This window comes from Rhodococcus sp. FW305-130, from assembly GCF_058788335.1.
The window spans coordinates 426,749-452,289 of sequence record NZ_JBYTAP010000006.1; the positions used below are offsets into that span (position 1 = coordinate 426,749).

22 protein-coding genes are annotated in these 25,541 nt (G+C 64.5%); 15 read left to right on the top strand and 7 right to left on the bottom strand.

The genetic code is table 11. The annotated features are described in order from the left end of the window. Positions 1–96: 96 nt before the first annotated feature. The 6 genes from AC3WQS_RS21020 (at position 97) to AC3WQS_RS21045 (ending at position 10,490) form a co-directional block, all read left to right on the top strand. Positions 97–951, top strand: a complete 855-nt coding sequence (locus tag AC3WQS_RS21020) for a PAC2 family protein (RefSeq protein ID WP_223257810.1) — start codon at positions 97–99, stop codon at positions 949–951. Then, positions 948–2,108, top strand: coding sequence for an MFS transporter (locus tag AC3WQS_RS21025; protein ID WP_020969675.1), 1,161 nt, complete (start codon positions 948–950; stop codon positions 2,106–2,108). Before AC3WQS_RS21020 ends, AC3WQS_RS21025 begins: the two co-directional genes overlap by 4 nt. A 146-nt stretch (positions 2,109–2,254) precedes the next feature. Continuing rightward, entirely contained in the window at positions 2,255–3,340 is a 1,086-nt protein-coding gene (locus AC3WQS_RS21030) for a hypothetical protein (protein ID WP_492712251.1), read from the top strand. A gap of 33 nt (positions 3,341–3,373) precedes the next feature. After that, positions 3,374–4,879 (top strand): TIGR02677 family protein, encoded by a 1,506-nt coding sequence (locus tag AC3WQS_RS21035; RefSeq protein ID WP_019748531.1) that lies wholly within the window; start codon positions 3,374–3,376, stop codon positions 4,877–4,879. Continuing rightward, positions 4,876–6,318: a TIGR02678 family protein gene (locus tag AC3WQS_RS21040; RefSeq protein ID WP_060939793.1), complete on the top strand. Its 1,443-nt coding sequence runs from the start codon at positions 4,876–4,878 to the stop codon at positions 6,316–6,318. Before AC3WQS_RS21035 ends, AC3WQS_RS21040 begins: the two co-directional genes overlap by 4 nt. After that, positions 6,315–10,490 carry a TIGR02680 family protein gene (locus AC3WQS_RS21045; protein ID WP_492712253.1) on the top strand — a complete coding sequence of 1,392 codons (4,176 nt, stop codon included), beginning with the start codon at positions 6,315–6,317 and terminating at the stop codon, positions 10,488–10,490. The genes AC3WQS_RS21040 and AC3WQS_RS21045 overlap by 4 nt, the downstream gene beginning before the upstream one ends. Positions 10,491–10,546: 56 nt before the next feature. On the opposite strand, the gene mshC is transcribed toward AC3WQS_RS21045, so the two are convergent. Next, positions 10,547–11,788, bottom strand: a complete 1,242-nt coding sequence (mshC, locus tag AC3WQS_RS21050; protein WP_020969678.1) for a cysteine--1-D-myo-inosityl 2-amino-2-deoxy-alpha-D-glucopyranoside ligase — start codon at positions 11,786–11,788, stop codon at positions 10,547–10,549. A gap of 10 nt (positions 11,789–11,798) precedes the next feature. Beyond that, positions 11,799–13,988 (bottom strand): MMPL family transporter, encoded by a 2,190-nt coding sequence (locus tag AC3WQS_RS21055; RefSeq protein ID WP_019748535.1) that lies wholly within the window; start codon positions 13,986–13,988, stop codon positions 11,799–11,801. A 30-nt stretch (positions 13,989–14,018) separates the two neighbouring features. Between AC3WQS_RS21055 and AC3WQS_RS21060 the strand changes: the two genes are divergently transcribed. Next, entirely contained in the window at positions 14,019–14,480 is a 462-nt protein-coding gene (locus AC3WQS_RS21060; protein ID WP_003946187.1) for a MarR family winged helix-turn-helix transcriptional regulator, read from the top strand. Here AC3WQS_RS21060 and AC3WQS_RS21065 read toward each other — a convergent pair. From AC3WQS_RS21065 to AC3WQS_RS21080, 4 genes are read right to left on the bottom strand one after another with little or no spacing between them, the layout of a single operon-like run. Next, entirely contained in the window at positions 14,477–15,283 is an 807-nt protein-coding gene (locus AC3WQS_RS21065) for an SCO1664 family protein (RefSeq protein ID WP_029255405.1), read from the bottom strand. The two genes, AC3WQS_RS21060 and AC3WQS_RS21065, sit on opposite strands and share 4 nt — an antisense overlap. A 4-nt stretch (positions 15,284–15,287) precedes the next feature. Continuing rightward, the gene (locus AC3WQS_RS21070; RefSeq protein WP_019748537.1) at positions 15,288–15,887 is read right to left on the bottom strand and encodes a DUF3090 domain-containing protein; all 600 of its coding nucleotides are present in this window, start codon (positions 15,885–15,887) and stop codon (positions 15,288–15,290) included. A 55-nt stretch (positions 15,888–15,942) separates the two neighbouring features. Further along, positions 15,943–16,638 (bottom strand): histidine phosphatase family protein, encoded by a 696-nt coding sequence (locus AC3WQS_RS21075; RefSeq protein ID WP_029255406.1) that lies wholly within the window; start codon positions 16,636–16,638, stop codon positions 15,943–15,945. Positions 16,639–16,696: 58 nt separating this feature from the next. After that, positions 16,697–17,542, bottom strand: a complete 846-nt coding sequence (locus AC3WQS_RS21080; protein ID WP_019748539.1) for an undecaprenyl-diphosphate phosphatase — start codon at positions 17,540–17,542, stop codon at positions 16,697–16,699. Between the two features lie 228 nt (positions 17,543–17,770). Here AC3WQS_RS21080 and AC3WQS_RS21085 point away from each other — a divergent pair, with 228 nt between their 5' ends. The 5 genes from AC3WQS_RS21085 to AC3WQS_RS21105 all read left to right on the top strand — a co-directional run bounded on the left by AC3WQS_RS21085 (position 17,771) and on the right by AC3WQS_RS21105 (position 22,510). Beyond that, a complete protein-coding gene (locus AC3WQS_RS21085; protein WP_153213165.1) occupies positions 17,771–18,706 on the top strand; it encodes an aldo/keto reductase in 936 nt (311 codons plus the stop codon). A gap of 92 nt (positions 18,707–18,798) precedes the next feature. Continuing rightward, a complete protein-coding gene (locus tag AC3WQS_RS21090; protein WP_003946162.1) occupies positions 18,799–19,485 on the top strand; it encodes a biliverdin-producing heme oxygenase in 687 nt (228 codons plus the stop codon). Beyond that, positions 19,482–20,489, top strand: a complete 1,008-nt coding sequence (locus AC3WQS_RS21095; protein ID WP_492712256.1) for a heme/hemin ABC transporter substrate-binding protein — start codon at positions 19,482–19,484, stop codon at positions 20,487–20,489. The genes AC3WQS_RS21090 and AC3WQS_RS21095 overlap by 4 nt, the downstream gene beginning before the upstream one ends. 63 nt (positions 20,490–20,552) lie before the next feature. After that, positions 20,553–21,650, top strand: coding sequence for a FecCD family ABC transporter permease (locus AC3WQS_RS21100; RefSeq protein WP_019748543.1), 1,098 nt, complete (start codon positions 20,553–20,555; stop codon positions 21,648–21,650). Beyond that, positions 21,647–22,510, top strand: coding sequence for a heme ABC transporter ATP-binding protein (locus AC3WQS_RS21105; RefSeq protein ID WP_080910962.1), 864 nt, complete (start codon positions 21,647–21,649; stop codon positions 22,508–22,510). Before AC3WQS_RS21100 ends, AC3WQS_RS21105 begins: the two co-directional genes overlap by 4 nt. Here the strand turns inward: AC3WQS_RS21105 and AC3WQS_RS21110 are convergent. Then, positions 22,491–22,913: a hypothetical protein gene (locus AC3WQS_RS21110; protein ID WP_020969683.1), complete on the bottom strand. Its 423-nt coding sequence runs from the start codon at positions 22,911–22,913 to the stop codon at positions 22,491–22,493. The two genes, AC3WQS_RS21105 and AC3WQS_RS21110, sit on opposite strands and share 20 nt — an antisense overlap. 183 nt (positions 22,914–23,096) lie before the next feature. Between AC3WQS_RS21110 and AC3WQS_RS21115 the strand changes: the two genes are divergently transcribed. The 3 genes from AC3WQS_RS21115 to AC3WQS_RS21125 all read left to right on the top strand — a co-directional run bounded on the left by AC3WQS_RS21115 (position 23,097) and on the right by AC3WQS_RS21125 (position 25,516). Continuing rightward, positions 23,097–24,122, top strand: a complete 1,026-nt coding sequence (locus AC3WQS_RS21115; protein ID WP_019748546.1) for an NHL repeat-containing protein — start codon at positions 23,097–23,099, stop codon at positions 24,120–24,122. Then, positions 24,122–24,370 (top strand): DUF5703 family protein, encoded by a 249-nt coding sequence (locus tag AC3WQS_RS21120; protein WP_003946171.1) that lies wholly within the window; start codon positions 24,122–24,124, stop codon positions 24,368–24,370. Before AC3WQS_RS21115 ends, AC3WQS_RS21120 begins: the two co-directional genes overlap by 1 nt. A gap of 75 nt (positions 24,371–24,445) precedes the next feature. Beyond that, positions 24,446–25,516, top strand: coding sequence for a quinone-dependent dihydroorotate dehydrogenase (locus AC3WQS_RS21125; RefSeq protein ID WP_492712260.1), 1,071 nt, complete (start codon positions 24,446–24,448; stop codon positions 25,514–25,516). Positions 25,517–25,541: the final 25 nt, after the last annotated feature.

Below are 25,541 nucleotides of genomic sequence, written 5' to 3' on the forward strand. Positions count from 1 at the left end.
GTCACTCCCGACGGCCCGGTCGATTTCGACGATTCCGCGGCCTTCGAGAGCCCTGACGGCTTTGCCGTCGACAGCAGCGACCGCCTCGAGGGCGACATCCCTGTCCTACGTGATCCCATCCTCGTTGCAGCTTTCGAGGGCTGGAACGACGCCGGTGACGCAGCCAGCGGTGCGGTCGAACATCTCGAGCTGATCTGGGATGCCCAGCCGCTCGCCGAACTCGATTCCGAGGACTACTACGACTACCAGGTCAACCGTCCCACGGTCCGTCAGGTCGACGGTGTCACTCGCGAAATCGTTTGGCCGGCAACACGTTTGTCGGTCTGTTCACCTCCAGGCAGTGAGAGCGACATCGTCCTTCTTCGCGGGATCGAACCCAACATGCGGTGGCGCAGTTTCTGCGAGGATCTGCTCGAGTTGATCGACCAACTGAACGTCAAGACCGTGGTCATCCTCGGAGCCCTGCTCGCCGATACTCCGCACACCCGCCCGGTGCCGGTCACGGGCACGGCGTACAGCAGCGAATCCGCGGCACGATTCAACCTCGAACAGACCCGATACGAAGGCCCGACAGGCATCACCGGAGTTCTTCAGGACGAGTGCGTTCGTGCTGGTGTACCCGCTATTTCGTTCTGGGCAGCGGTTCCGCACTACGTCTCGCAGCCACCCAACCCGAAGGCCACAGTGGCCCTCCTTCAACGAGTCGAGGATGTTCTCGACATCGAGGTCCCCCTCGGTGAACTCCCAGCTCAGTCGGAAGATTGGGAGGAAGCGGTCAACGAAATGACCGCGGACGACGAGGAAATCGGCGAATACGTGCGCACCCTGGAAGAGCGGGGAGACGCCGAAACCGACATCAGCGAAGCAATCTCCAAGATCGACGGCGACGCCATCGCCGCGGAATTCGAGCGCTACCTCAGACGGCGAGGACCCGGCAGCTTCGGACTGTGAGCAAGAACACTCCAGAAGAAGGTGGAAGTACACAGCGCCCACTGCGCCTCCGGCTTCAACTGATCGCGCTGTACGCCGGCGGGTTCCTCGGCCCGTTCGGCGGCGGCGTGGTTGCTTCGATCCTCCCCGAGATCGGTGACGATCTAGGGGTCGGACCGTCGGCGGCCGCCTCCTCCCTCACCGCGTACCTGCTCCCCTTCGCCGCTCTGATGTTGGTGTCGGGGACGCTCGGGACACGGTGGGGCAAGGTCCGGACGGTGCGGATCGCATACGGCGTCTACGTCTTCGCGTCGTTGGCATGCTTTCTCGCCCCGACACTCGAGATCTTCCTGGCCGCCCGGGTACTGCAGGGCTCCGCGAACGCATTCACCACGCCGCTGTTGCTTGCTTCGTTGGCGGCCGCAACTCCGCAGGCTCGATTGGGTCGAGCCCTCGGTGCCTTCGGCGCATTCCAGGCTGCAGGGCAGTCGTCGGCTCCGTTGATCGGCGGACTGGCGGCCGAATTCGACTGGCGTCTGGCCTTTCTCGTCATCGCAGTGGTCGCGGGCATCCTGGGAGCCGTCGGGCTCCCGAAGTCCGAAGCACCGGCAGCGACCACTCCCGCCCGTCTCCGCGATGCATTACGCCCCGAAGTGCTCCGCATCGGTATCGCTGCATTGCTCGGCTGGGGCGCCCTCGGTGGACTGAGCTTCCTGCTCGCCTTCCGCTTCGAAGACGAGTTCGGGCTGTCCCCCACCGTCCGCGGCCTACTGCTCACCGTCTTCGGCGTGGCCGGCATCCTCTCGGCCCGGCGCATCGGAATCCTCATCGATCGCATCGGCGCACGCTCCTCCGTGATGATCGGTGCACTGGGCGGAGCAGTTCTGGTCTCCGTCGTCGGCCTTGCCGGCTTGGTGCCGGTGATCGCGATCGCATGGTTTGTCGCAGGTGTCGCGAGCCAGTTCGTCCTTGTCGGCGTCAACGCGGCGGTGCTCGGATCCGCGGGGCCCAACCGTGGCGGCGCTGTCTCGGTCGTCCAAGCGATGCGCTTCGGCGGCGCCGCTCTTGCTCCCCTGGCCCTGACACCGATCTACGACTCTTCGCCTGCCGCGAGCTTCCTGATCCCCGCACTATTGCTCGCCGTCGTCGCTCCCCTGATCATGCCGAAGCAACGCTGATCGGTCTCGGCAGTTTCGAATTTGAAGTTGTGTAGGTAGTGAGTTTGTCGGCGAAAGCGACCACCGTTGTCGCGAGGCTGTCAGGGCGAACATTGTTCGGAAAATCTTGTGTTTCCGTCGTCGACAGATATTGATACCATTGGAACATGAGCGAATCTGAGTCGGAACCGGAACGGCCGATCGACATTTTTCGGCGATCGATTGCCGTCATCGAAGAAAATTTGCCTCCTACCTGGTCTTTGTCGACACAGCGCTCCCCCGACCTGTCCGAGGCGCCACTCCGACTCGACCTCCGCTCCCCTGACGGCGCGGTGGCCAAATTCGGCGTCTACGCCGCTCACGGTGTCCTGAGCAGCGACGTTCCCGGTATCGCCGATCGCTTCCCCACCGGTCAACCCGGCTTCGTGTGCGCAAAATATCTGTCCGAGCCGGTCCGCCGGCAGCTCGATTCCCACGCGATCTCGTACGCAGACGCCACGGGCAACGTGTCGTTGACCGCTGATCGACCCGCCGTCTGGGTGCGTGGACGCGGAGCCGACGCCGATCCGTGGCGGGGGCCCGGACGTCCTTCCGGACAGTTGACGGGCGATCCGTCAGCTCGCGTCGTGCGTGCGCTTGCCGATTTCGCGGCGCCACTGGCGATCACTGCCTTGGTGCGCCTGGCCGGTGCGTCGACGGGAGCAACCTATCGGGTGGTTCAGACACTGTCGGATCGTGAACTGGTGACCAGGCTCCCCCGCGGTGGGATCGGTGACGTCCGCTGGCCGAAGATGCTTCGTGAATGGGCGGCTGAAGCCGGCGCCAAAGCGCCGACGCCTCACGGCTTTCACGCGCCGGACGGGTTGGAAGCACTCTTCGATCAACTGCGTCAGCTCAGCGGTCACATCTACGCCGGTACCGCCTCGGTGGCCGCGGCACCCTTTGCTCGGTACGCGCCCACTCGACGTGCCCACTTCCATGCCGACAACGTCGATCAGTTCGCCGACGCTCTCGGACTACGGCGGGTGGAATCCGGCGGTGACGTGTGGATCACCGCTCCCCTCTCACCGTCTGCCTTCGACCGATCGCTCACCCGCGACGGCATCCGCATCGTCGCCCCCAGCCAAGCGTTCGCCGATCTGCTGGTCGGCCCGGACTCCGACGAGGCGGCGGCCGAGCACCTGCTCACATGGATGATCGAGAACGAATCGCAGTGGCGACGCGCCGCATCCCCTGCTACGGATCGCCCGTAGGAAAAAGAGGGGGCGTCTCTCGCCTACCCTGTCATGGTGGAAGAAACGAGTGCGCCCGATTACGCCGCGTACGCCGACACCAATCGACTGAAGCTGTTTTCGTTCACGATCGCGGAAAAACGGGCCGAGTACCTCTGGGTACTTCGTGCCTTCGACCATGCTCGCGCCAACTACACCGTCCTGCTGCATGCCGGAGCCGTCGCGCAAATCCTCGAGAAGATCGGTGGATCGGATCCGGCGGCCGATCTGTCGGCAGCAGAGGTCACTCCCCTGTTGGATCAGCTCCATGTGTGGGAGATCCTCGAGCGCAGCTACGACGGCACCCGCGCGGCCACGCTGGCCGAGTACCGCAATCGCCACTTCGTCTACCAGTTCGGTCAGGCTGGATACCAGGTCTATCGATCAGTCGAAGACGTTCTCGCCGCACGCCTGGACTCGGCCTCGCTCTCGCGCCTCGCTCTGCCGGACCTGCTCGCAGACATGTCCGAACTCGCCGAGGCCAACCGAAGCTCCGACGGCGACCTGATCTTCCGCAAGCTCAAGCGCCTCGACTCGACGCTCTCCGACATGGCCGATCGAGCCGCGCACTTCTATCTGACCCTCGGGGACCTCGTACGGACCACGGAGATCACTCCGCAGGCTTTCCTCACGCACAAGGACGCTCTGCTCACGCATATGCGTGAGTTCAGCTCCGATCTGGCGCGCTACGCCCCCAAGCTCAAGGAAGCGATCGAGCACGTCGAATCCACCGGGGTCGATCGCATGATCCGCCTCGCCGCCGCCAGTGACGAACGGGTGTTCGTCCCGATCACCGAACGCGAAGACGACTGGGCTGCGCGTTGGCGAGGATTGACCGCCTGGTTCGTCTCCGCGGAATCGGGGATCAGCGAGTCCGAGCGTCTACGTGAGGGCACGATGAGCGCGATCGCCGCGGTTCTGGCGCTCCTTCGCCGCGTCACGGAAACCCGTCGCGGCGGCGTCAGCCGCGAGAGCCAGCTCCGGCACCTCGCCGGCTGGTTCGCCGCCACGCCGTCCGAAGACGCAGCTCATGCTCTGTTCCAGGCAGTGTTCGACCTCGGCCGTCCACGCCACCTCTCGATGGTGCATCCGGACGCCGACATCATTTCTCACTCACGTTCGTGGTGGGAGGCACCGCCGGTCGAGATCGCGCGAACACTCGCCGAAACCGGCCGCCCGCCCTCACCAGGATTGCCAAGCAAGGTCGCCCGCAACGACGGCAGCATCCGCCGCCTACGCGAAGAGCAGTTGGCAGCGCAACGTACGCGCAGCGCCGCGGCGCAATCACTCGCGTCGAACGGCGTCTATCAGCGTGAACTCAACGAGCAGGAGACCGAAGTTTTGCTGAGTCTGCTCAATGCAGCACTGACCGCGCGTGTTCCGGTGGTGGGACGCGTCAAGAGTTCCACCGGTAGTGAGAACGGGGTGAAGCTGACGCTCAGTCCCTCGGACGGTTCGACCACCATCAAGACCGCCCGCGGGCGTATGCACCTCGACGGCATCGAGGTCAGTGTTCGATGAGAGCTCGCGAGATCACGCCCCTTGCCCTCGACTCGTATCAACGCGCGGCACGAGTGATCCTGTCCAACCACCTGATCACCTCGACGTACCCGGATCGAATTGCGTTGCCGCTCTTGCGCCGTTGGGCCACCGAGCTGCGTGACGACCTACTCGAACTGTTCGGCTACCGCCTCGAGGTGACGGAGACCACCGCGCGCCTGTTCACGGTGTCGGATCGACTCAACCCGTCGGCACCGGCCCGAACTGCCTCCGAGCGAACCTTCGATCGCACGCGTTACGCCTACCTGGCACTGTGCCTGGCCGCGTTGGGCCGCGCCGGGAACCAGATCACGTTGTCGGAGTTGGCCGATCACGTCGCGGCCGACGCTGCACAAGTCGACGGCGTCGAACTCTCCACCGATCGTGCGTCGGACCGCGACGCCTTCGTCGACGCAGTGGGCTGGCTCGGCGTCAGAGGCGCCATCGCACTCGCCGACGGTGACGCAAACGGCTGGGCGTCCAATCCCGAAGCGGGAGAAGCGCTCTACGACATCGACCGTTCCGTCGTCGTAGCCCTGTTCCGTCCGCCGCGCGCACTGCAGCACCTGCACTCCATCCGCGGACTCCTGGCCACGGAGACCTCGAGCGCTGCCGAGGACGACGGAATTCCTGTGGACGCGAAAGAGATCGGACGCCGAGTGCGTCGGGCTCTGGTCGAGCGGCCGGTCGTACTGGCGGGTGAACTCGATCAGCACGAATTGATCGCGTTGGCGCAGCCCAAGACCGCGTCGGAAGTCGAACTCCTGACGGGGTTGGTGGCCGAGCGTCGCGCCGAGGGAATCGCGATGATCGATCCCACCGGTCGCCTCTCCGACGTCCGCTTCCCGAGCACCGGAACGATCGCCCAGGTAGCGCTACTCCTCGCCGGCGAGATTGCCGACCGCGTACTCGACGTCGACGCTCCGGAGCTGCCGAAACTTCCGATCCCGCACGTGTCGGACGATCACCTGATCGAACAACTCGATGCCGCCATCCCCGAGGCCGGGATCTTCGAGGACCTCGCCGACGAGGACGACGACTTCGTGGTGCCTGCCGGCGAACCGGCCGAGCCCCCGGAGCCCGTCACGTACCCGATGATCGACGACGACTGGCTCGCCGACAAGGTCACCGAGTTGGTGGACCAGTTCGGTCGCACGTTCGCAGCGCAATGGCAGGCCGATCACAACGGGCTGCGCAAGCAGGCGCTCGGGTTGCTGCAACGTCTGCGCCTGACGCATGCGGTCGACGGCGGCGTACTGGTGTTGCCCGTCCTGGCCCGGTACCGCGACGTCGTGGTCTCCGTACGCGAACGCGACCCTCAGATCGACTTCGCGGTAGACAATTCCGCACCGGATCCGGTCGACGAATTCGGCCCCGAATCTTCCACCAACGGCGAACTATCAGAGGTAGAGAACGTATGAGCAACGCCCGCTTCCGACCTACTCGGGCTGGAATCATCAACCTCTGGGATTACCGAGACCAGGAGTTCTCGTTCGCCGACGGTCGACTGGTCCTACGAGGGCCAAACGGATCCGGCAAGACCAAGGCCCTCGAGGTCTTGTTCCCGTTCGTTTTCGACGGCCGCATCGAACCGCGGCGCCTCAACCCCTTCGCCGGTGAAGAGCGCACGATGAAGTCCAACCTGCTCTACCGGGGCCAGGACAGCGCGCACTCCTACGTGTGGATGGAGTTCTGCCGCGGCTCCCTCGAAGATCCCGAGTCGGTGACCGTGGGCATCGGCATGCGTGCAACCCGCACCAACGACAAGGTCACTCGCTGGTACTTCGTCGCCGACGGCCGCGTCGGAGTCGACTTCTCGCTGATCGGCAACGACGATCGTCCTCTCACCAAGAAGCAGTTGGCCGAACAACTCGGCAGCGATTCCATCACCGACCGTCCCCTCGACTACCGCACCGCGATCGACGCGCGAATGTTCGGTCTCGGAGTGCAGCGCTACGACCAGCTGATCAATCTCATTCTCACGCTTCGCCGTCCCCAGCTCGCGAAGAACCTAGATCCGAAGGGCCTTTCGCAAGCGCTCACCGACGGCCTCCGTCCACTCGACGACCAACTCGTCCTCGAAGCTGCGCGTTCGTTCAGCGATATGGAAGAGGTCGGCCGCGCACTCGAGGGGCTCGCAGCCGCCGATCAGGCAGCGCAGAGTTTCATCGGCGTCTACACCAAGTACCTGCGTCAGCAGTCGCGCGGAGAGATCGAACAGGTCAGCACCCGCCTCGCAGCAGTCACCAGAGGCGTTGCCGCCATGGACGAGTCGTCGCTCGCCCAGACTCGCAGCCGTGAGGCCCGGGCAGCAGCCGAGGAGCGCTTCAACCAGGCCGAGCAGGCACTCGAGAACGCGCGCGCCAATGTCGAGGCGTTGCAACGCTCGAGCGCCTACGAAGGCAAACAGCAACTCGACGATCTCGCTCAGGCCGTCTCGACGCTCAAGCTCTCGACCGAGCAACAGGCAGACAAGTCGAGGAAGGCGCAGGCTGCACTCGCGCAGCGCGGCGACGAAGCCGACAAGGCTGCATCGTCGGTCAAGCGTGCAGCCGAGGCACACTCGCGTGCCGAGGACGAACTGCAGGCAGCCGCCGAGGACGCCGGCATCGTCTGGACTCCCCTGCCCGATGGCTCACGCAGCGACCAGATCACGGCAGCCGTGCGTGGCCATGCCGAGGAACGTGACGGCGACGTACGCGTCGTCCGCACTGCGCTCGCGACCGTCGAGAAGGCCGCTACCGAACGAACCCGGGCCGAAAACAGCTCGCGCCGTGGACAAGAGCTGCTCGAAGCGTCCAAGGCCGCTGTGCTCGAAGGCGAAGCTGCCGTGGAACTCGCACGCAGTCAGTGCGCCAGTGGGCTGCGCGCGTGGTGGACCGATCACTCTTCCTTGTTCTCAGCTGTCGGCGCAGACACGTCGCTGTTCGAGGCTCTCGACGCGGCGCTCGCCGAGGTCGGCGACGAGGACGCTCCGGCGCTGTCCGCAGTTCTCACCGAGCACACCGAGGCAGGCACCGAGACGCTGCGCGAGCGACGTCGTGAGGCCGAAGCTGAAATATCTGCATCACACGCCTCCATCGCAGCTCTGAAATCCGAGCGCAAGGCCGTCTCGGCGGAACACGACGACGCTCCGCCGGCCTTCCACGCACGCACCGACAACCGCAGTGATCTGGGTGGGGCGCCGCTGTGGCAGCTGGTGCGCTTCGCCGATTCCGTCGAACCAGACGTGGCCACGGGAATCGAATCCGCACTCCAGGCGGCAAATCTGCTGGACGGATGGGTCTGCCCGGACGAAACGATTCCCGATCACGTCAGTGAGCAGTTCCTGACCGCTCTGCCGGTCAAGCAGCGCCCCAAGGGACGAACGCTGGCCGACGTCCTCGAGGTCGAAGGCAATGCCGACGTACCCGACGCTCGGGTACAGGACATTCTCGCGTCGATCAGTCTCGTCGAGGCACCGGGCGACTCCGATGCCAGCGTCGCGATCGGCGTCGACGGGCGCTTCTGGCAGGGCGTCGCGCGTGGCCGGCACGTCAAGGCCGACGCCGAGTACATCGGCACGACAGCGCGGGCGCGTCGACGCGAAGCTCGGATCACCGAGATCGACGCGGCTCTGGAAGAACTTGCCGCGGCAGTCGATGCAGCCAAGGCACTGGTGACGCAGACCAACGAGCAGCTGAGCCGAATCAACTCTGCGGCAAAGGAATTGCCGAAGACAGGGTCGATCCTCCGCGCACTCAAAACTGTCACCGAATCCGCCGGTGCACTCCGCACTCGCTCGGAGGCCACGGAAACAGCGCAACGCGAACTCGATGCGGCGATCGCCGATCTCGCGGCGAAGGAAAAGCAACTCCGGGCGACGGCGTCGCAGCACCGGACCCCGCATATCGGCCGTGAACTCGACTCCCTCGCGGCGGCGATCCGTCATTTCGAGAAGCAGGGCGAACTGGCGCTGCGCTGCCGACGCGAACATGCCAAGGAAGTCGAACTCGAACGCGAGTCTCGCGACCGTCTCGACGAATCACGCGCCAATGCGGAGGAATTCGCCGAGGAAGCCGCCATCGCCGAGGAGAGTCTGCTTCAGCAGGTCCAGCGCCTCGAGACACTGCGCGACACCCTCGGGGCCAGCGCCGAGCAGATCGACCTCGACCTGGCAAAAGCCCGCGCGAAGATCGAAGAATGCAAGGTCGAACAGCGTGCTGCGCGAAAGGCGTACGACGCTGCGGTACTCCAGATCGGCACGGCAGAGGGTGCGTACAACACCGCCGTCGAGACGTTGCGGCACACCCTGACCGAAACCCGCAGTGATGCAGAGCGACTCGCACCCTATGCTCGCCCGGACCTTCTCGAGTTGTTGGGCGTCAAGGAACATCTGAGCTGGCCGGCAAGTTCAGCGGCGTGGATGAGCCCCGATCAGTTGGTCTACCGCATCCAGAACGAAGACCGCAGCGAGGACGCGGCCCACCCGCCCGTCCTCCCCGAAGACGTCGACAAGTTGTACCGAGCGCTCGAGGCTGCGACCTCGGCGGTACGCGTCACCGACGGAGCCCGCAAGGCAACCCGCACGGCACTGACCTCGGCGTTGCAGGACTTCGACGCCCAACTCGCAGCGGCCGGACAGGACTACCGCCTGCAATGGGACGCACCGGACGGACTGACCGTCGTACGAGTGCAGGACGATCAGGGCTATTCGTCGATCGGTGAATTCGCAACGCGGATCCACGATGCTCGTGGCGATCAGGAGCAGTTGCTCACCGAATCCGAGCGTCGCATTCTCGAAGATGCCCTGCTGACCGGATTGGCTCAGCAGATCCACGAGCGCACGGTTGATGCACGCGTGTTGATCGCACAGATGGGCACGGAGATGCGTGAGCGTCGGATGTCCTCGGGCAACACCATCGGCGTTCACTGGGTGCTCGCCGACAACCTCGACGACAGCTCGCGGGCGATCTCCAAGTTGCTGGATCGAGACGCGTCGGCCCTCGGCGTCGATGAACTGGCTACTCTGCGAGCTCATTTCGCGACCCAGATCCGTACCGCCCGCGCGGCGCACCCCGAACGCTCGTACCCGGAAATCCTGTCCTCGGCGCTCGACTACAGGCAGTGGCGCGTGTTCTCGTTCACCCTCGTCAGCGGTGAGGGCAAGGAAGACCGCCTTACCGTCGCGCGGCACAGCGCACTGTCCGGTGGCGAGCAGTCGGTTTCGCTGCACCTTCCTTTGTTCGCCGCGGCGCACGTCATGTTGGACTCGGCCGACCCGCACGCCCCACGTCTGCTGGCACTGGACGAGGCCTTCGCCGGTGTCGACGACAACGGACGCAGCGAGCTGCTCGGCTTGAGCGTTCAGTTCGACCTGGATCTCTTCATGACCGGCTACGACCTGTGGATCACGTACGCAGACGTCCCCGGCTGTGCGCACTACGACCTCGCGCACTCCACGGCCGAACAAGCGGTCAGCGCTGCGCTGCTGGTGTGGTCGAACGGTGAACTACTCGCCGAGCACGACGGAACGGATCTGGCGCGGGCATTGGGCTCGCCGCTACGGCGCCGGGTGCCGACACCAGCCGAAGGTGCGTTGGACTACGCCTAGAACCACTGTGCGCCTTTATTAACCGCCCGCGGTTAATAAAGGCGCACAGCAGGGATTCAGCGAAGCGAAATACCCAGCAGGGCGTCGACGGCATCGGCGAACTCGCCGGGTGCCTGCGTGTCGGATCCGCCGCCCTCGATGGCGCGGCGTGCCCAACCGTCGAGCGCGTCGAGCGCCTTCGGGGTGTCGAGATCGTCGGCCAAATGCTGACGCAAACGCGCAACAGTGTCGGTGGCTGACGGCGCGGAATCGAGAGCCGCTGCCTCGCGCCATACCTTCAGACGCGACTGAGCATCCTCGAGGACCTGATCGGTCCACGCGCGATCCTGGCGGTAGTGGCCGGAGAGCAATCCGAGACGGATTGCCGCTGGGTCGACCCCTTCACCGCGCAGTTTCGAGACGAAGACGAGGTTTCCGCGACTCTTCGACATCTTCTCGCCGTCGAGGCCGATCATGCCGGTGTGCACGTAGTGCCGCGCGAAACGGCGATCACCCGTTGCCGATTCGGCATGTGCTGCCGAGAACTCGTGGTGCGGGAAGATCAGGTCGCTGCCACCGCCCTGGACGTCGAAGCCGGAGCCGATGCGGTTGAGCGCAATGGCCGCGCACTCGATGTGCCAACCGGGGCGCCCCGGCCCGAAGGGTGAGGGCCACGAAGGCTCGCCCGGACGCTCCGCCCGCCAGACGAGTGCGTCGAGCGGATTGCGCTTTCCGACGCGATCGGGATCTCCGCCACGTTCGGCAAAGAACTTCTCCATCGTCGCGCGGTCGTAGCCCGACTCGTAGCCGAACTGCTCGGTCGCGTCGGCGCGGAAGTAGACGTCGGGGAACTCCGCGTCGTCGACGATGTACGCGGCTCCGGACGCCACGAATTTCTCCACCAACTCGACTACTTCGTTCACCGATTCGACGGCGCCGATGTAGTCCTTCGGCGGAAGCACGCGCAGCGCTTCCATGTCCTCCCGGAAGAGCGCGGTCTCACGCATGCCGAGGACGATCCAGTCCTCGCCGTCGCGATTGGCGCGCTCGAACAGCGGGTCGTCCACGTCCGTCACGTTCTGGACGTAGTGGACGTCGTGTCCGGCGTCGCGCCAGATGCGGTTCACGAGGTCGAACGTGAGGTAGGTGGCCGCGTGACCGAGGTGGGTGGCGTCGTACGGGGTGATGCCGCAGACGTACATCGTCGCTTTCTTGCCCGGGGTGACGGGGCGAACCTGACGGTCGGCTGTGTCGTACAGCCGCAACGGCGGCCCCTGACCGGGAACGGACGGGAGTGCGGTATCGGACCAAGACTGCATGCTGCCGAGCCTAGTGGAGACTGCTCTGAGGCTGGGAAGGTGCTGGCTGATCCTGCTCCGGTTCGGGCGTCGACGCGAGCTTGCTCGGCCACCAGATCTTCTGACCGATGTCGTAGGTCAGGGCCGGGACCAGCAAGGATCGGACAATCAGAGCGTCGAGCAGGACACCGAACGCCACGATGAACGCGATCTGCGCGAGGAACAACAGCGGGATCACCGCCAACGCCGAGAAGGTTGCTGCCAGAACAACTCCGGCAGACGTGATCACCCCGCCGGTCACGGTGAGTCCCCGCAGCGCACCCGCCCGAGTGCCGATCTTCAGCGCTTCCTCACGCACCCTCGTCATGAGGAAGATGTTGTAGTCGATTCCCAGGGCCACGAGGAACACGAACGCAAACAGCGGGACCACCGGATCCGCGCCGGGGAACCCGAAGACGTGGTCGAACACCAGCGACGAAATGCCCAGTGTCGCAGCAAACGAGAGCACAACGGTGCCCATGAGAAGCAGCGGTGCGAGAAGCGAACGCAGCAACAGGGAGAGAATCACGAACACCACGATGATCACCACGGGAATGATGAGTGTCCGGTCCCGTGTCGAGGTGGTCTTCGTGTCGAGGTCGGTCGCAGTGACGCCACCGACCAACGCGTCGGCGCCATCCACGGAGTGAACTGCATCACGTAGTCGCACGATGGTGTCTTCGGCCTCGAGTGAGTCGGCAGCGTCAGTCAACGTCGCCTGCAGTGAGACTCGTCCGTCGACAACCAGTGGGGCTCCTCCGTTCTGCACGACGCTTACGTCGCTGACGCCCTCCACGCGACTGGCTGCCGCGACGGCGTCCACCTGATCAGCATTCGCGATGACCACGGCCGGGGAACCCGAACCCGCGTCGAAGTGCTCGCCGAGAATCTCCTGGCCTGCAACCGAATCGACGTCGAGCAAGAAGATGTCGGACGAAGAGACACCGCTGGCTTTGAACTGCGGCATCATCAGCGCGAAGATCACAAGCACCAGCGTCGACGCCACCCAGAAGCGGCGCGGGTGCCGTCCGATTCGAGCAGCGAGCCCGGCCCAGAACCGATGATCGTTCGCCTCGTCGTGGTGCTCGCGGTCGGCGTCGAACTTCGGCTTGGTCGGCCAGTACGCAGTCCGCCCGAACAGAACGAGGACAGCGGGTAGGAACGTCATCGACGCGAGGAAGGACGCGGCGATACCGATGGCGGCCACCGGGCCCAGCCCGCGGTTCGAGTTCAGGTCGGAGAGCAACAGGCACAGAACGCCCGCGATGACCGTTCCGGCAGACGCCGCGACGGGTTCGAGCGTCGCGCGCCACGCAGTCCGCATTGCTGCGTACTTGTCCTTCTCGATCCGCAATTCCTCACGGTAGCGAGAGACCAGAAGCAGCGCGTAGTCGGTGGCTGCACCGAACACGAGGATGAACAGGATGCCCTGGCTCTGACCGTTCAGTGCGATGACGTCCGCGTCGGCGAGCAGATACACGAGCAAGCTCGACAATCCGAGTGCGAAGATCGCCGAAAAGATCACCACGAACGGCAGGATCGGGCTCCGGTAGACGATGATCAGGATCAGGATCACGACGGATCCGGCTACCAACAACAGCAGTCCGTCGATACCGGCGAATGCTGCCGACAGATCCGCAACCTGCCCAGCGGGGCCGGTGACCTTGACTGTCAGTCCGTCAGGGCTCGACTCCAGCGCCGCGCGCAGCGCTTTCACGCTGTCCTTGACCTCGAGGGTGCTGTCGACCGGCAGGAACATCTGCAACGCCTGGCCGTCGGCCGACGGGATCGGCGGCGATGACGCGTCACCGAATCCCTCGGTACCGACAAACGAATCGACGGTCTGGGACAGGAAGGTGGAGTCGGTGGGCTCGAGGCCACCTGGTCGTTCCGCCACGACGATGGCCGGCACGAAGCGGGTGTCCGTGAAGCTCTCTTGAAGCTTTGCCACCTCGGTGGCTTCGGCCGACGCCGGCAGGAACGACGTGTTGTCGTTCTGCTGCACCGTGCTGAGCTTTCCGGCGAACGGGCCGCCGAATCCTCCGATTGCCAGCCAGCCGATCACAAGGAGAGCTGGCACAATCCATCGAAGGCGACGAACAGGACGATTTTGTACTGGTGTGCTCACTGGGTCTCCAGGGATCGGCAGCAGAGAGGACTTGCCGACTATTTTGTTCAGCATGCTGAGTAATTGCAAACGGAAGGCAAAAACATGAGCAGCGACGGCCTGGACGACTGGCCAACCGGCCGGCTGTTGTCCACCGCTGCGCGGCTGGTAGAGCACTCGTGGGAGAAGGTTCTGCGGTCTCAGGACATGACGCACGCGGGCCTGATCGTGCTCCACTCGATCGCCGGTGGGGCGGCGTCTCAACGCGACATCGCGAAGAACGCCCGCGTCACCGATCAGACGATGAGCCGCACGATCGACCGTCTCGAACGAGCGGGTTACGTCACGCGTGACACCGATCCGCGGGACGAGCGTCGGCGCGTGATCGCGATAACCGACGCCGGAAGACTGACGTACGAGCGACTACTGACGCTCGAGAAGGAAGATGCGGCGTTGACCGTCGGCGTCGGGGACGTCGCCGCGCTGCGCGAACAACTACTGCGATTGGTTCGCTCACCCGGATTGAAGACGGCAACTCGCGAACAGCAGGAAACGTCTCGAGACTAGAAAGCCGGCCAGGGAATCGTTCGATGGCCGTTCGGTTCGGGCATTACCGCGGACTCGGCGAACTGCATCGCCCGGACCGCCAAGGCCACGATTTCCTCTTCGGTGATCAGTTCGGACAACTCGTCCCGGAGATCTCCATCGAGAGTTGTCGCGAATTCGGCGACGTCGGCGATCAAAGCACCGGGTACGGGCTGCCCGGCCCACCCCCACAACACGGTCCGCAGCTTGTTCTCCGAATGAAGACAGATTCCGTGGTCAACGCCGTACACCGACCCGTCGACGCCTTCGAGGGCGTGACCACCTTTGCGGTCGGCGTTGTTGATGAGGACGTCCAGAACGGCCATTCGCTGCAGCCGTGGATCGTCCGCATGGATCAGAGAGACTGGTTCGCCCTCCGAGTCGAAGGCCTGCAGGACCTCGAACCACCCTGGCGGAACATTGCCGGGACTGCACAGGTCGACCATCTCGAGTCCGCCGGATCCATCCGCGCGGCGATCGACGGTGTCAATCCAGCGCTGCACCATGCCTGGTCCGAAAGGGCCGTCCCGCAACACTGTTCGCGGAATCACTCCCCAGCCCAGCGCCTCGGACACGCGGTACGACGCAACCTCACGCCCGGCCAGTGTGCCGTCCGGGAAATCCCACAGTGGGCGTTCACCCCGCACCGGTTTGTAGACCACACGGGTGGACTGCTCCCCCAGAGTCGACTCGCACACCAGCGTGGCGTTGCTTGCCGTGGTGATCTGGCCGATCAGGGTCAGATCACCCTCGAGCAGAACGTCCGGCACTCCAGGTTCGGACACGACGTCAGACCTCGTCGTCGTCTGCGTCGTCGATCGCAAAACCGAAGGACTCGCCGCGCCGGTATCCGTTGGTTCGGATGCACACGTGCCCCTCGGGCGCCAGCGGCTCACCACACAGAGGGCATGGCGCGCGTCCCGCCGCGATGACGCGTTCGGACCGCAGCGAGAATTCGCGCGCTTGCTCCGGGGTCAGGAACACACGGACCGCGTCCGGACCGTCGTCGGCGTCGTCGAGGACAACCGATTCGTCGAACTCCGTCTCGCTGACGGCAAGCAACTCCACGACGACCGCGCCGGCATCGGCATCCCAACCGAGCCCCATCGTGCCGACCCGGAACTCCGCGTCGAGCGGTGTGACCAGCGGGCTGAGATCGGAGACATCGTCGGCCTGCGGCGGAACCTCGGTTCCGAAGCGTCGATGTACCTCTTCGAGGAGAAGGCCCATGCGATCGGCGAGGACCTGAACCTGCTGCTTCTCGAGCAGCACACTCACCACCCGTGAATCGTGCACGGCTTGGAGATAGAAAGACCTGTCACCGGGCTCGCCCACCGTTCCTGCGACAAATCGGTCAGGAGTGCGAAATACGTGAATCGCGCGCGACATTGCACCTCCTCGAGTTCGAGCAGAACATCACTGAATACCCATTATCCGTCACAGCTCACGCACCGACCTCTCCACCGGGGACGGACTCCTGCGCGGGAGCCGAACCGTTGGTCGCGGCCTTCGCTGCACTGATCGCTGCGAGAACGTCTCCGGTGTCGTTGACTCGAAGAACGAACGGCAGTGTGGCCGTGTAGCGAATCACGCTGACCGAGGCCGGCTCGGCGACGATCCGCTGGAACGAATCGAGGTGCATCGCAAACGCGTCGGCGAGAACCGATTTGATGACGTCACCGTGTGTGCAGGCGATCCAGACGACGTCCTTGCCGTGCTCTTCGGCCAGCCGTGCATCGTGCTCTCTGACCGCGGCAACGGCTCGCGCCTGTACCTGGGCCAGCCCTTCACCGCCGGGAAAGACTGCGCCGGAAGCGTGGCGCTGCACCACTTTCCAGAGCGGTTCTTCCAACAGCTCCTTGAGCGGGCGACCCGTCCAGTCGCCGTAATCGACCTCGATGAGGCGATCCTCGACCACCGGCGTCAGATCACGGTCGACGGCAATGGGGCCGACCGTCTGCTCGCACCGCAACAGCGGCGAGCGGACGATCTCCGCGATGTCCAGACCGACCAGCCGATCGACGACGCCTTCGGCCTGTTTCCGGCCGTGGTCGTCGAGTTCCACACCCGGCGTTCGACCGGCCAAGGTATGGGCAGTGTTGGACGTCGACCGCCCGTGCCGCAGTAGGACAACTGTCATTCCACAACCCTAATGGGGCGGTGGCCGCACGGACGGGTGGTCGACGTCGAAACGGGCTCTATGTCGCGGACACGACCCCTGTGGCCAGCAGCGCAAGGACGACTACGCCGAGAGCGATTCTGTATCCCACGAACCAGTACATGGAGTGATCGACAACAAATCGAAGCAGCCAGGCGATCGCTGCGTAACCGACCGCGAAGGCGATGACGGTTGCCACCAGCAACTGCGGACCGCTCGCGTTCAGACCCTCACCGGCCGGCTCGAAGGCATCCGGGAGGCTGAACAAACCGGAGGCGAGAACCGCCGGGATCGCCAGCAGGAACGAGTAACGAGCTGCGGCCTCACGGGTGAGTCCGAGGAAAAGACCGGCACTGATCGTGCCACCCGAACGTGAGACACCCGGGATGAGCGCGAGCGCCTGAGCCGAACCCATGATGATGCCGTCGCGCGCTGTGAGCGATTCGATCGGGCGCGTCTTGCGTCCGTAGTACTCGGCAGCGGCGATGACGAGCGCGAACACGATCAACATCGTGGCAATCAGCCACAGATTGCGTGCGCCGGTACGGATCTGGTCTTTGAACAGAAACCCGAGGATGCCGACCGGAATGGTACCGATGATGACGTACCAGCCCATCCGGTAATCGAGATCGCCCCGGTGCTCGGCATTGAACACACCCCGGAACCAGGCAGTGATGATCCTCACGATGTCGCGCGCGAAGTAGATCAACACAGCCAGTTCGGTGCCGAGCTGCGTCACCGCGGTGAACGACGCACCGGCGTCACTGCCGAAGAATATCTCCGACACGATTCGCAAATGTCCGGAAGACGAGATGGGCAAGAACTCGGTCAATCCCTGCACGAGGCCCAGGATCACGGCCTGGAGCCAGGTCATCGCTTCGCCCATCACTCACCGATCCCGGCTGATTCGAATGGGGTTACTGCACACAGGTTTCGTGTGTCGGGTTCACGTTTCACCGGCGCCACGCTACCGGGGCCCACGACGCCGCGCCGCGCCCGGCACGTCCGTGTCCGAATACCCCGACTCGAGGCGAGCGCCTACTAGTCTGCACGTGGTGAGATCTCTCGGGTGCCGCACTTGCGCACACGAGTCGGGCGCGAGATGCAGGCGGTTATGAAGCACAGATCTGTCGGAACGAGCGGACTTCGGGTCTCGCGGCTTGGGCTCGGCACACTGACATGGGGACGCGACACGGACGGCGACGAGGCTGCGGCGCAGCTGCTCGCCTTCGCCGAGGCCGGCGGAACCTTGGTCGACACCTCGCCCGCATACGGCGCCGGTGCGGCGCAACGGATCCTCGCCGAGTTGCTCGACGACGTCGTTCCACGTGACGAACTCATCATCAGCTCGAGCGCCGGCATCGATCCCACTCCGATCGGCACCGACCGCGTCGACTGCTCGCGGCGCGGATTGCTCCGCCAGCTCGACGCGACTCTTCGTGAACTCGGAACCGACTTCCTCGACATGTGGCAGGTCGCAACCTGGGATCCGCTCACGCCCGTCGACGAGGTTGCAGCAACCCTCGACTACGCGGTCTCGAGCGGCAAGGTGCGGTATGTGGGCGTGCGCGGCTACCTCGGCTGGCAGCTCGCGACGGCCGTCGGAGCCGGTGGCGCAACAACAATCGCCGCGACGCAGGCCGAGTACTCGTTGCTCGCGCGCGGCGTCGAGGAAGAATTGTTCGCAGCGGCGGCCCACCACGGCGTCGGAGTGTTCGCCGCAGTACCCCTGGCGGGCGGTGTTCTGACCGGCAAGTACCGCGACGGCATTCCCGTCGATTCCCGCGGCGCCGACGAAGCACATTCGCAGGATGTGCAGAGTTATCTGACCGATTCCTCGATCCGGGTGGTCGACGCCGTCGTTACCGCCGCCGACGGTCTGGGTACTTCCCCACTGGCGGTGGCACTGGCCTGGGCGCGCGATCGCGCCGGGGTGGCCAGCGCCGTCGTCGGCACGCGGGATCTCGCCCAGTTGACAGGAGTACTGGCAACCGAAGAATTGGAACTTCCGAAAGCGATTGCCGCGGCTCTCGACGATGTGAGCGCTTGATCTGTCCCGCTGATCGAAATACCGAAGGTATCGTGTTGGCGAGGGCAGGCTAACCTAGTAGGCAACGCTTGACTACAGCCTCAGGAGAATCAATGACCACGCTCGACGTAGACAGCCTTTCCGCAGACGCAGGCCCCGCCTTCTCCGAACGAATCAAGACCGAGACGGACGCAGCACACCGCGAGACGGAGCAGTCCCGATTCGTAGGCGCGCTTCTCGGCGGTGAGCTGACCACGGCTGGCTACGCCGCTCTTCTGGGACAGACGTACCTCGTCTACACGAGCCTCGAAGAGGCCGGCCGCACACACGCCGACAACGAGTTGGTCGCTCCGTTCCTGTCCGAGGATCTGTTGCGGGTGGCTTCGCTCGAAGCCGATCTCGAGTTCCTCGGCGGACCGAACTGGCGCGACGAACTCGTGGCCTTGCCGGCAACCGAGCGTTACATCGCCCGCCTGAAGGAAGTGGCGTTCGACTGGCCCGCCGGCTTCGTCGCACATCACTACCTGCGATACATGGGTGACCTCTCGGGCGGACAGATCATCCGCCGGATGCTCGAGCGCGCCTACGGATTCGAGACCGACGGACTTCGCTTCTACATCTTCGAAGGCATCCCCAAGCCGAAGCCTTTCAAGGACGACTACCGCTCGAATCTGGATGCGCTGCAGATTCCGGCCGAAGAACAGCAGCGTTTCATCGACGAGGTGAATCTGGCGTACCGCCTCAACGGTGACCTGTTCGCCGACCTCGAAGGCGACATCGAGAGCTACCTCGTCAAATGATGAAGCGCTTGGCCGCGGCGGCACTGGTCGCAGCAGCCGGTTTCGGTCTGGTGGCTTGCGGATCCAGCGACAACTCCACGACATCTCAGGGTGCCCGGACCGCAGTACTCGAAGATTCCAGCCCGGTTCCCGTGTCCGACAACCCGACCGCAACGCTGCCCGTGACGGTGAAGAGCTTCGACGGCGTCGACGTGACCATCACCGACAACAGCCGGATCGTTGCGGCCGACCGCTACGGGACGCTCGCAACGACAACGGTGGCGCTCGGCCTCGGTGACAACCTTGTCGGCCGCGACACCGCCGCCAAGTTCCCCGCGGTCGCGGACGTACCGGTTGTCACGGTCGGCGGCCAATCGCTCAATACCGAAGCCATCCTCGATTTGAATCCCACCGTGGTTCTCACTGACACGAGCATCGGGCCCAAGAGCGTCCAGGATCAGTTGCGCGCCGCCGGTGTTCCCGTGGTGTTCTTCGACCCGACCCGAACCCTCGAAGGTGTGCCGGGGCAGATCCAAGCAGTCGCCGACGCGCTCGGCGTTCCGACCCAGGGCGCAGCGCTGATCGATCGAACCGAATCGGAGATCGCTGCTGCGCGCGATCTGGTTCCCAACGACGGCGATCCACTGAAGATCGCGTTCCTCTACATGCGCGGATCGGCCATCACCATGATCGGCGGTGAAGGTTCGGGTGCCGATTCCTTGATCGAGGCTCTCGGCGCCACAGATGCGGGTACCGCCTCGGGCATCACACAACAGTTCGTACCCATCACCAGCGAAGCGCTCATCGCCGCAGCGCCTGACGCCCTGCTGATGATGACGGACGGATTGGCATCGATCGGCGGAATCGACGGCCTCGAAAAGGTCCCTGGCATCGCTCAGACGCCGGCCGGAAAGAACAAACGAGTAGTCGACATGGAGGACGGTGTCCTGCTCAGCTTCGGGCCGAACACCGGACGCGTCATGGCGGCACTCGCCGAAGCGATCTACGAGCCCGGTGGATCGTGAGCAAAGATTTGTGAGTGCTGATTCGTGAGTACAGAAACAGGTAGTTCCGAAGCAGGTAAGTCTGTGTCCGCAGCCGAGGATTCACATGACGTCGGGGGCGCCGACAAATCGGCGTCTGGCCCCGCGTCGCGGTCGCGGGTGAGTGCGGTTCTGGTCAGCTTGACTCTCGCCCTGGTGATCGTCGCAGTGCTGTCGGCGTGCATCGGTCAAGTTCCGACATCGCCTCTCGAGGTTTTGGGCAGCATCCTGCACCGCATCGGGATCGATCTCGGTCCGATGCCCGCCCATCCCAGCGGTGAAGTGACTTTGTGGGAGGTTCGCTTCCCCCGCGTCGTGCTCGCCATCTGTGTCGGCGCGGCGCTGGGATGTTCCGGTGCGCTCCTGCAGGGTGTGTTCTCCAATCCACTCGCGGAGCCCGGGGTGATCGGAGTGTCCGCGGGCGCTGCAGTTGGCGCGAGCGCTGTCATCGTCGTCGGCGGCACGTTCGTGGCCGGCTGGGCCGTTGCTGCGGCAGCGTTCGTCGCCGGGCTGTTCACCACCGCGGCGGTCTACCTGCTTGCGCGCCACGAAGGCCGAACCGAAGTAGTGACATTGGTGCTGACCGGCGTCGCGATCAATGCGTTCGCCGGCGGACTCATCGCGTTCTTCACCTTCGTCGCCAGCCCGTCCGCTCGCGATCAGATCGTGTTCTGGCAACTCGGCTCACTCAACGGAGCGTCGTGGAATGCCGTCATGATCGTGGCGCCGATGACCGTTGTCGGAATTGCCGCGACGGTCATGATCGCTCCGCGTCTGGACCTTCTCGCACTCGGTGAACATGCAGCTCGTCACCTGGGTGTCAACGTCGAACGGCTGCGCCAGTTCGCGGTTCTGATCGTCGCTCTCCTGGTCTCGGCGAGTGTTGCCTTCACCGGCATCATCCTCTTCGTCGGACTGATCGTTCCGCACCTGATGCGCATTCTTGTCGGCCCCGGCCACCGCGCGCTGATTCCGGCGAGCGCCCTTGCCGGCGCACTGGTTCTGCTTGTCGCAGATCTCGGCTCGCGGTCGCTGATCGACAACGCAGACCTGCCCCTCGGAATGCTGACCGCTCTGGTTGGCGGCCCCTTCTTCTTCTGGCTTCTCCGACGAACACGCGCGCAACAGGGCGGGTGGGCATGAGCAGCCTCGTAAGAAACTGGCGCGAACTGTTCGGCCGCGTCACCCCCGAACCGGAAAGCCCTGGCGTCGGTGATGTCACCCTCGAAGCGCGCGACATCACCGTCGAACGCGGTGGTCGACACATTCTCGAAGGCGTATCCATCGAAGTCCGGGCAGGCGAGCTCGTCGTCCTCGTCGGACCGAACGGCGCCGGTAAGTCGACTCTTCTTGCGGCGTTGGCCGGTGATCAGCCCGTCATCGCTGGGCGGGTGGACGTCGAAGGCACCGACCTCACTCAGTGGGCGCCGATCGACATGGCGCGCCGACGCGCGGTTCTCCCCCAGAAACACACGATCGGATTTTCGTTCAGCGCTCGCCAGGTCGTTCGCATGGGACGTGCGCCATGGGCCGGAACGCGCCGAGAAGACCGCGACGGCGCTGCTATCACCGCGGCGATGAAGACCTGCGATGTCGAGGGGTTCGCCAATCGGCCGTTCGCCGTGCTGTCCGGTGGCGAGCAGGCGCGGGTCGCTCTTGCCCGGGTACTGGCACAGGAAACGTCGACCATCCTGCTGGACGAGCCGACTGCAGCACTCGATCTCGGACACCAGGAAGCGGTGATGTCCGTGGCGCGCGCTCGCGCTGCGGACGGCGATGCCGTCGTCGTCGTTTTGCACGATCTCGCGTTGGCAGCGGCGTATGCCGACCGAATCGTCGTACTCGAGAATGGACGCATCGCCGCCGACGGTCCCCCGGAATCGGTGCTACACGAAGAGCTTCTGACCCGCGTCTACGGTTATCCGGTCGAGGTGTTCCCGCATCCGACAACCGGAGCAACGCTGGTTATCCCGCGCCGAGAATTCACCGAACAGAATCGATGATCGATCCCAGCCTGTTCAGGACTGCTCTCACCGTCGGCAGGCTGCGACCCTCGCCCTGACGAACGCCGTCACCGACGTCCGGATGTGACCAATCAGTCTCGGTCGAGAGAACTGCGTCGCGCACCACACCGGCGATGCTTCGCTCGTCGGTCAGATCGATGTCGGTGACCGATCGCTCCGCCGTGGCGACAACGTCCGAAGGGGTCGGCACACTGTGCTCGCAGTATTCGCCGTATACCTCGACGAACAGCACGCTCTTGCGTACGCGGAACGCGAAAGTTCGACCGTCGGACCTGCCGAAACCGTGTGCATGAGCGCCGACGGTGAGGTCCTCGATCTCGAAGCCCGGCCGCGCCGGTTCGGGCGGCTGTGCGCCGGAATCGGTGGGTTCTGTGGGAATCACAATGATCTCCTCGGTGATTGCAGCGTCAACCGCAACCGCTGTTCGTACGGTATCGCGTCAAGGGTGTGAGCGGAATGGTCGGTAGTTCCTCGACGCGATGAACGGCGCCCGACTGCGATCAGGGATGATCGATGACAGTCGCACTGCGTGAAGAACAGATGACAAGAAAAAGAGGAACTACACATGGCTCGCCTAGGGATCCGCACCACTGCAGCAGCAATGGGGGCGGCGGTTCTGCTGGTCACAGGATGTTCTTCCGGAGATGGCGGAGACGACCTCATCACGATCGATCCCGCTACGGCAGCGGTCTCACCGGCCACCACCAGCACCCCGGACGGCGTGGTTCACCCGTATTCAGGTCTGATCGATTCCATCACATTCGACCCGATCACGCGCAGCGCTGTTCTGGTTGCCAACGACCCACGATCGGTGCTGGTCGTTCCTTCGGACAGTTTGGCCGGCGCCGACCCCGCCTCCGCAGGTCGTCCGATAGCTCTGGATTCAGACGTACGCGACGTTTCGATCGGCTCCGACGGTAGCGCTCTGCTGGCGATGGATCGCCAGGTAGTGAAGCTGAATCTGACATCGGGCGAACAGACGTCCATACCGGTCGACGGCCAGGCGAACTCCGCGGTTGAGCTGACCGACGGCCGCATCGCGATCGGCACGGACAATGGTTCAGTTCACATCGTCGACCCCAAGACCGATCAGTCACAGACGGTTTCGGGGTTTGCATCCGTCGACGAACTTGCGGTGACCGGCGACAACCTGAGCGCCCTCGATCACCGTCAGACCTCGCTGACGGCGATCAATCTCGAAGACGGCAAACTCGGCGTCGCTCTTCGCGCCGGTGAGGGCGCAACTCATCTGGCCACCGATCGCTTCGGACGCATCCTTGTCACCGACACCACCGGCAACGAACTGCTCGTCTTCACGGCCGATCCGCTCCTGATGCACCAGCGCTACCCCGTCGGCGAATCGCCTTACGCCGTCGCCTACGACGAGACCGCGGATCGGGTGTGGGTGACACTGACGGCGACCAACGAAGTGGTCGGCTTCGATCTGTCGTCCGGCATCCCCGTCGAGACCGGGCGGTTCAAGACGGTGCGACAGCCGAATTCGTTGGCCGTAGACTCTTCCAACGGCAATCTGATCGTCGGATCGGCAACCGGTGACGGGCTGCAGGTCATCCCGTCACGGGAGAACTGATGGAAAAGCGTACGCGCGGGATCCCCGCGCAGTGGGAGACGTCGGACGACAAGTTCGACTACGTGCCGCTCCGGCTACCGCCGAACGTTTCGCGGGTCACGGCGTCGATGCGTCTGGCGATCTCCGCCGAGTTCGGCGGGTGGGAACTCTCCCGAGTCCGTCTCTACCCCGACGGCAGTCGTCGCGTGCTCCTCAAGCGAAAGAAGACGCCGCTGCACGTGACCGATCCGGACGGCATTCAGCACTGATCGTTCAACAGACGACCAGAACCCGCCGCTATCGAAACCGCTGACAAAATCACACCATCGAAGAGCTGGAGAATCGTGTACCAACTGCTGCTGAGCCTGATGTTCCGAGTCCCACCGGAGCGCATCCACCACATTGCCTTCACCGCGATGAAACTGGTGACACGGTTCGCCCCCCTTCGCTGGCTGGTCTCAAAAGTCCTTGTCGTCGACGACCCGGTACTGCGCAGCCAGGCTTTCGGTCTGACGTTCCCGGCACCTCTCGGCCTGGCCGCAGGATTCGACAAGGATGCCACCGGAGTTGACGCCTGGGGCCCGTTGGGATTCGGTTTCGCCGAGGTCGGAACAGTGACGGCCCAAGCTCAGCCCGGTAACCCCGCGCCGCGTCTCTTCCGACTTCCGGCCGACCGCGCTCTGATCAACCGAATGGGCTTCAACAACCACGGCGCTGGTCACGCGGCGAATTTCCTGCGACAGCGCCGCGTCACGGTGCCGATCGGTGCCAACATCGGCAAGACCAAGATCGTCGAAGCTGTCGACGCCGCTGCCGACTACACCGCCAGCGCACAGCTTCTGGGTCCGCTGGCCGACTTCATGGTCGTGAATGTCAGCTCGCCGAACACACCCGGACTCCGTGATCTGCAGGCCGTCGAATCTCTGCGCCCGATCCTGCAGGCCGTGCTCGACACCGTCAGCGTGCCGGTACTGGTGAAGATCGCGCCCGATCTCTCGGACGAGGACGTCGACGCTGTCGCCGATCTGGCAGTCGAGCTCGGGCTTGCCGGAATCGTCGCGACCAACACCACGATCCGCCGCGACGGTTTGAAGACCCCGGATGCCGAGGTAGCTGCACTCGGCGCTGGCGGGCTGTCCGGTGCACCGGTTGCCGACCGCTCGCTCGAGGTGCTCCGGCGCCTGTACGCCCGAGTCGGCGACAAGATGACCATCATCTCGGTCGGCGGTATCGAGACAGCCGACCAGGCGTGGGAGCGCATCCTCGCCGGCGCGACGCTGGTGCAGGGGTACACCGGCTTCATCTACGGCGGACCGTTCTGGGCTCGCAGCATCCACAAGGGCGTAGCCAAGCGGGTCCGCGCAGCCGGTTTCTCGTCAATTGCACAGGCTGTGGGAGCTGAGAACCCTCGCTAGAAACTGCTGTGCGCCTTTATTAACC

What these genes read in the sequence shown, in the direction of transcription:
- AC3WQS_RS21090 (WP_003946162.1), top strand. Translation starts at nt 18,799, where the DNA reads ATGACCACGCTCGACGTAGACAGCCTTTCCGCAGACGCAGGCCCCGCC.
- AC3WQS_RS21070 (WP_019748537.1), bottom strand. Translation starts at nt 15,887, where the DNA reads ATGTCGCGCGCGATTCACGTATTTCGCACTCCTGACCGATTTGTCGCA.
- AC3WQS_RS21115 (WP_019748546.1), top strand. Translation starts at nt 23,097, where the DNA reads ATGGCTCGCCTAGGGATCCGCACCACTGCAGCAGCAATGGGGGCGGCG.
- AC3WQS_RS21035 (WP_019748531.1), top strand. Translation starts at nt 3,374, where the DNA reads ATGGTGGAAGAAACGAGTGCGCCCGATTACGCCGCGTACGCCGACACC.
- AC3WQS_RS21105 (WP_080910962.1), top strand. Translation starts at nt 21,647, where the DNA reads ATGAGCAGCCTCGTAAGAAACTGGCGCGAACTGTTCGGCCGCGTCACC.
- AC3WQS_RS21085 (WP_153213165.1), top strand. Translation starts at nt 17,771, where the DNA reads ATGAAGCACAGATCTGTCGGAACGAGCGGACTTCGGGTCTCGCGGCTT.
- mshC (WP_020969678.1), bottom strand. Translation starts at nt 11,788, where the DNA reads ATGCAGTCTTGGTCCGATACCGCACTCCCGTCCGTTCCCGGTCAGGGG.
- AC3WQS_RS21060 (WP_003946187.1), top strand. Translation starts at nt 14,019, where the DNA reads ATGAGCAGCGACGGCCTGGACGACTGGCCAACCGGCCGGCTGTTGTCC.
- AC3WQS_RS21095 (WP_492712256.1), top strand. Translation starts at nt 19,482, where the DNA reads ATGATGAAGCGCTTGGCCGCGGCGGCACTGGTCGCAGCAGCCGGTTTC.
- AC3WQS_RS21080 (WP_019748539.1), bottom strand. Translation starts at nt 17,542, where the DNA reads ATGGGCGAAGCGATGACCTGGCTCCAGGCCGTGATCCTGGGCCTCGTG.
- AC3WQS_RS21120 (WP_003946171.1), top strand. Translation starts at nt 24,122, where the DNA reads ATGGAAAAGCGTACGCGCGGGATCCCCGCGCAGTGGGAGACGTCGGAC.
- AC3WQS_RS21055 (WP_019748535.1), bottom strand. Translation starts at nt 13,988, where the DNA reads ATGCTGAACAAAATAGTCGGCAAGTCCTCTCTGCTGCCGATCCCTGGA.
- AC3WQS_RS21030 (WP_492712251.1), top strand. Translation starts at nt 2,255, where the DNA reads ATGAGCGAATCTGAGTCGGAACCGGAACGGCCGATCGACATTTTTCGG.
- AC3WQS_RS21045 (WP_492712253.1), top strand. Translation starts at nt 6,315, where the DNA reads ATGAGCAACGCCCGCTTCCGACCTACTCGGGCTGGAATCATCAACCTC.
- AC3WQS_RS21040 (WP_060939793.1), top strand. Translation starts at nt 4,876, where the DNA reads ATGAGAGCTCGCGAGATCACGCCCCTTGCCCTCGACTCGTATCAACGC.
- AC3WQS_RS21075 (WP_029255406.1), bottom strand. Translation starts at nt 16,638, where the DNA reads ATGACAGTTGTCCTACTGCGGCACGGGCGGTCGACGTCCAACACTGCC.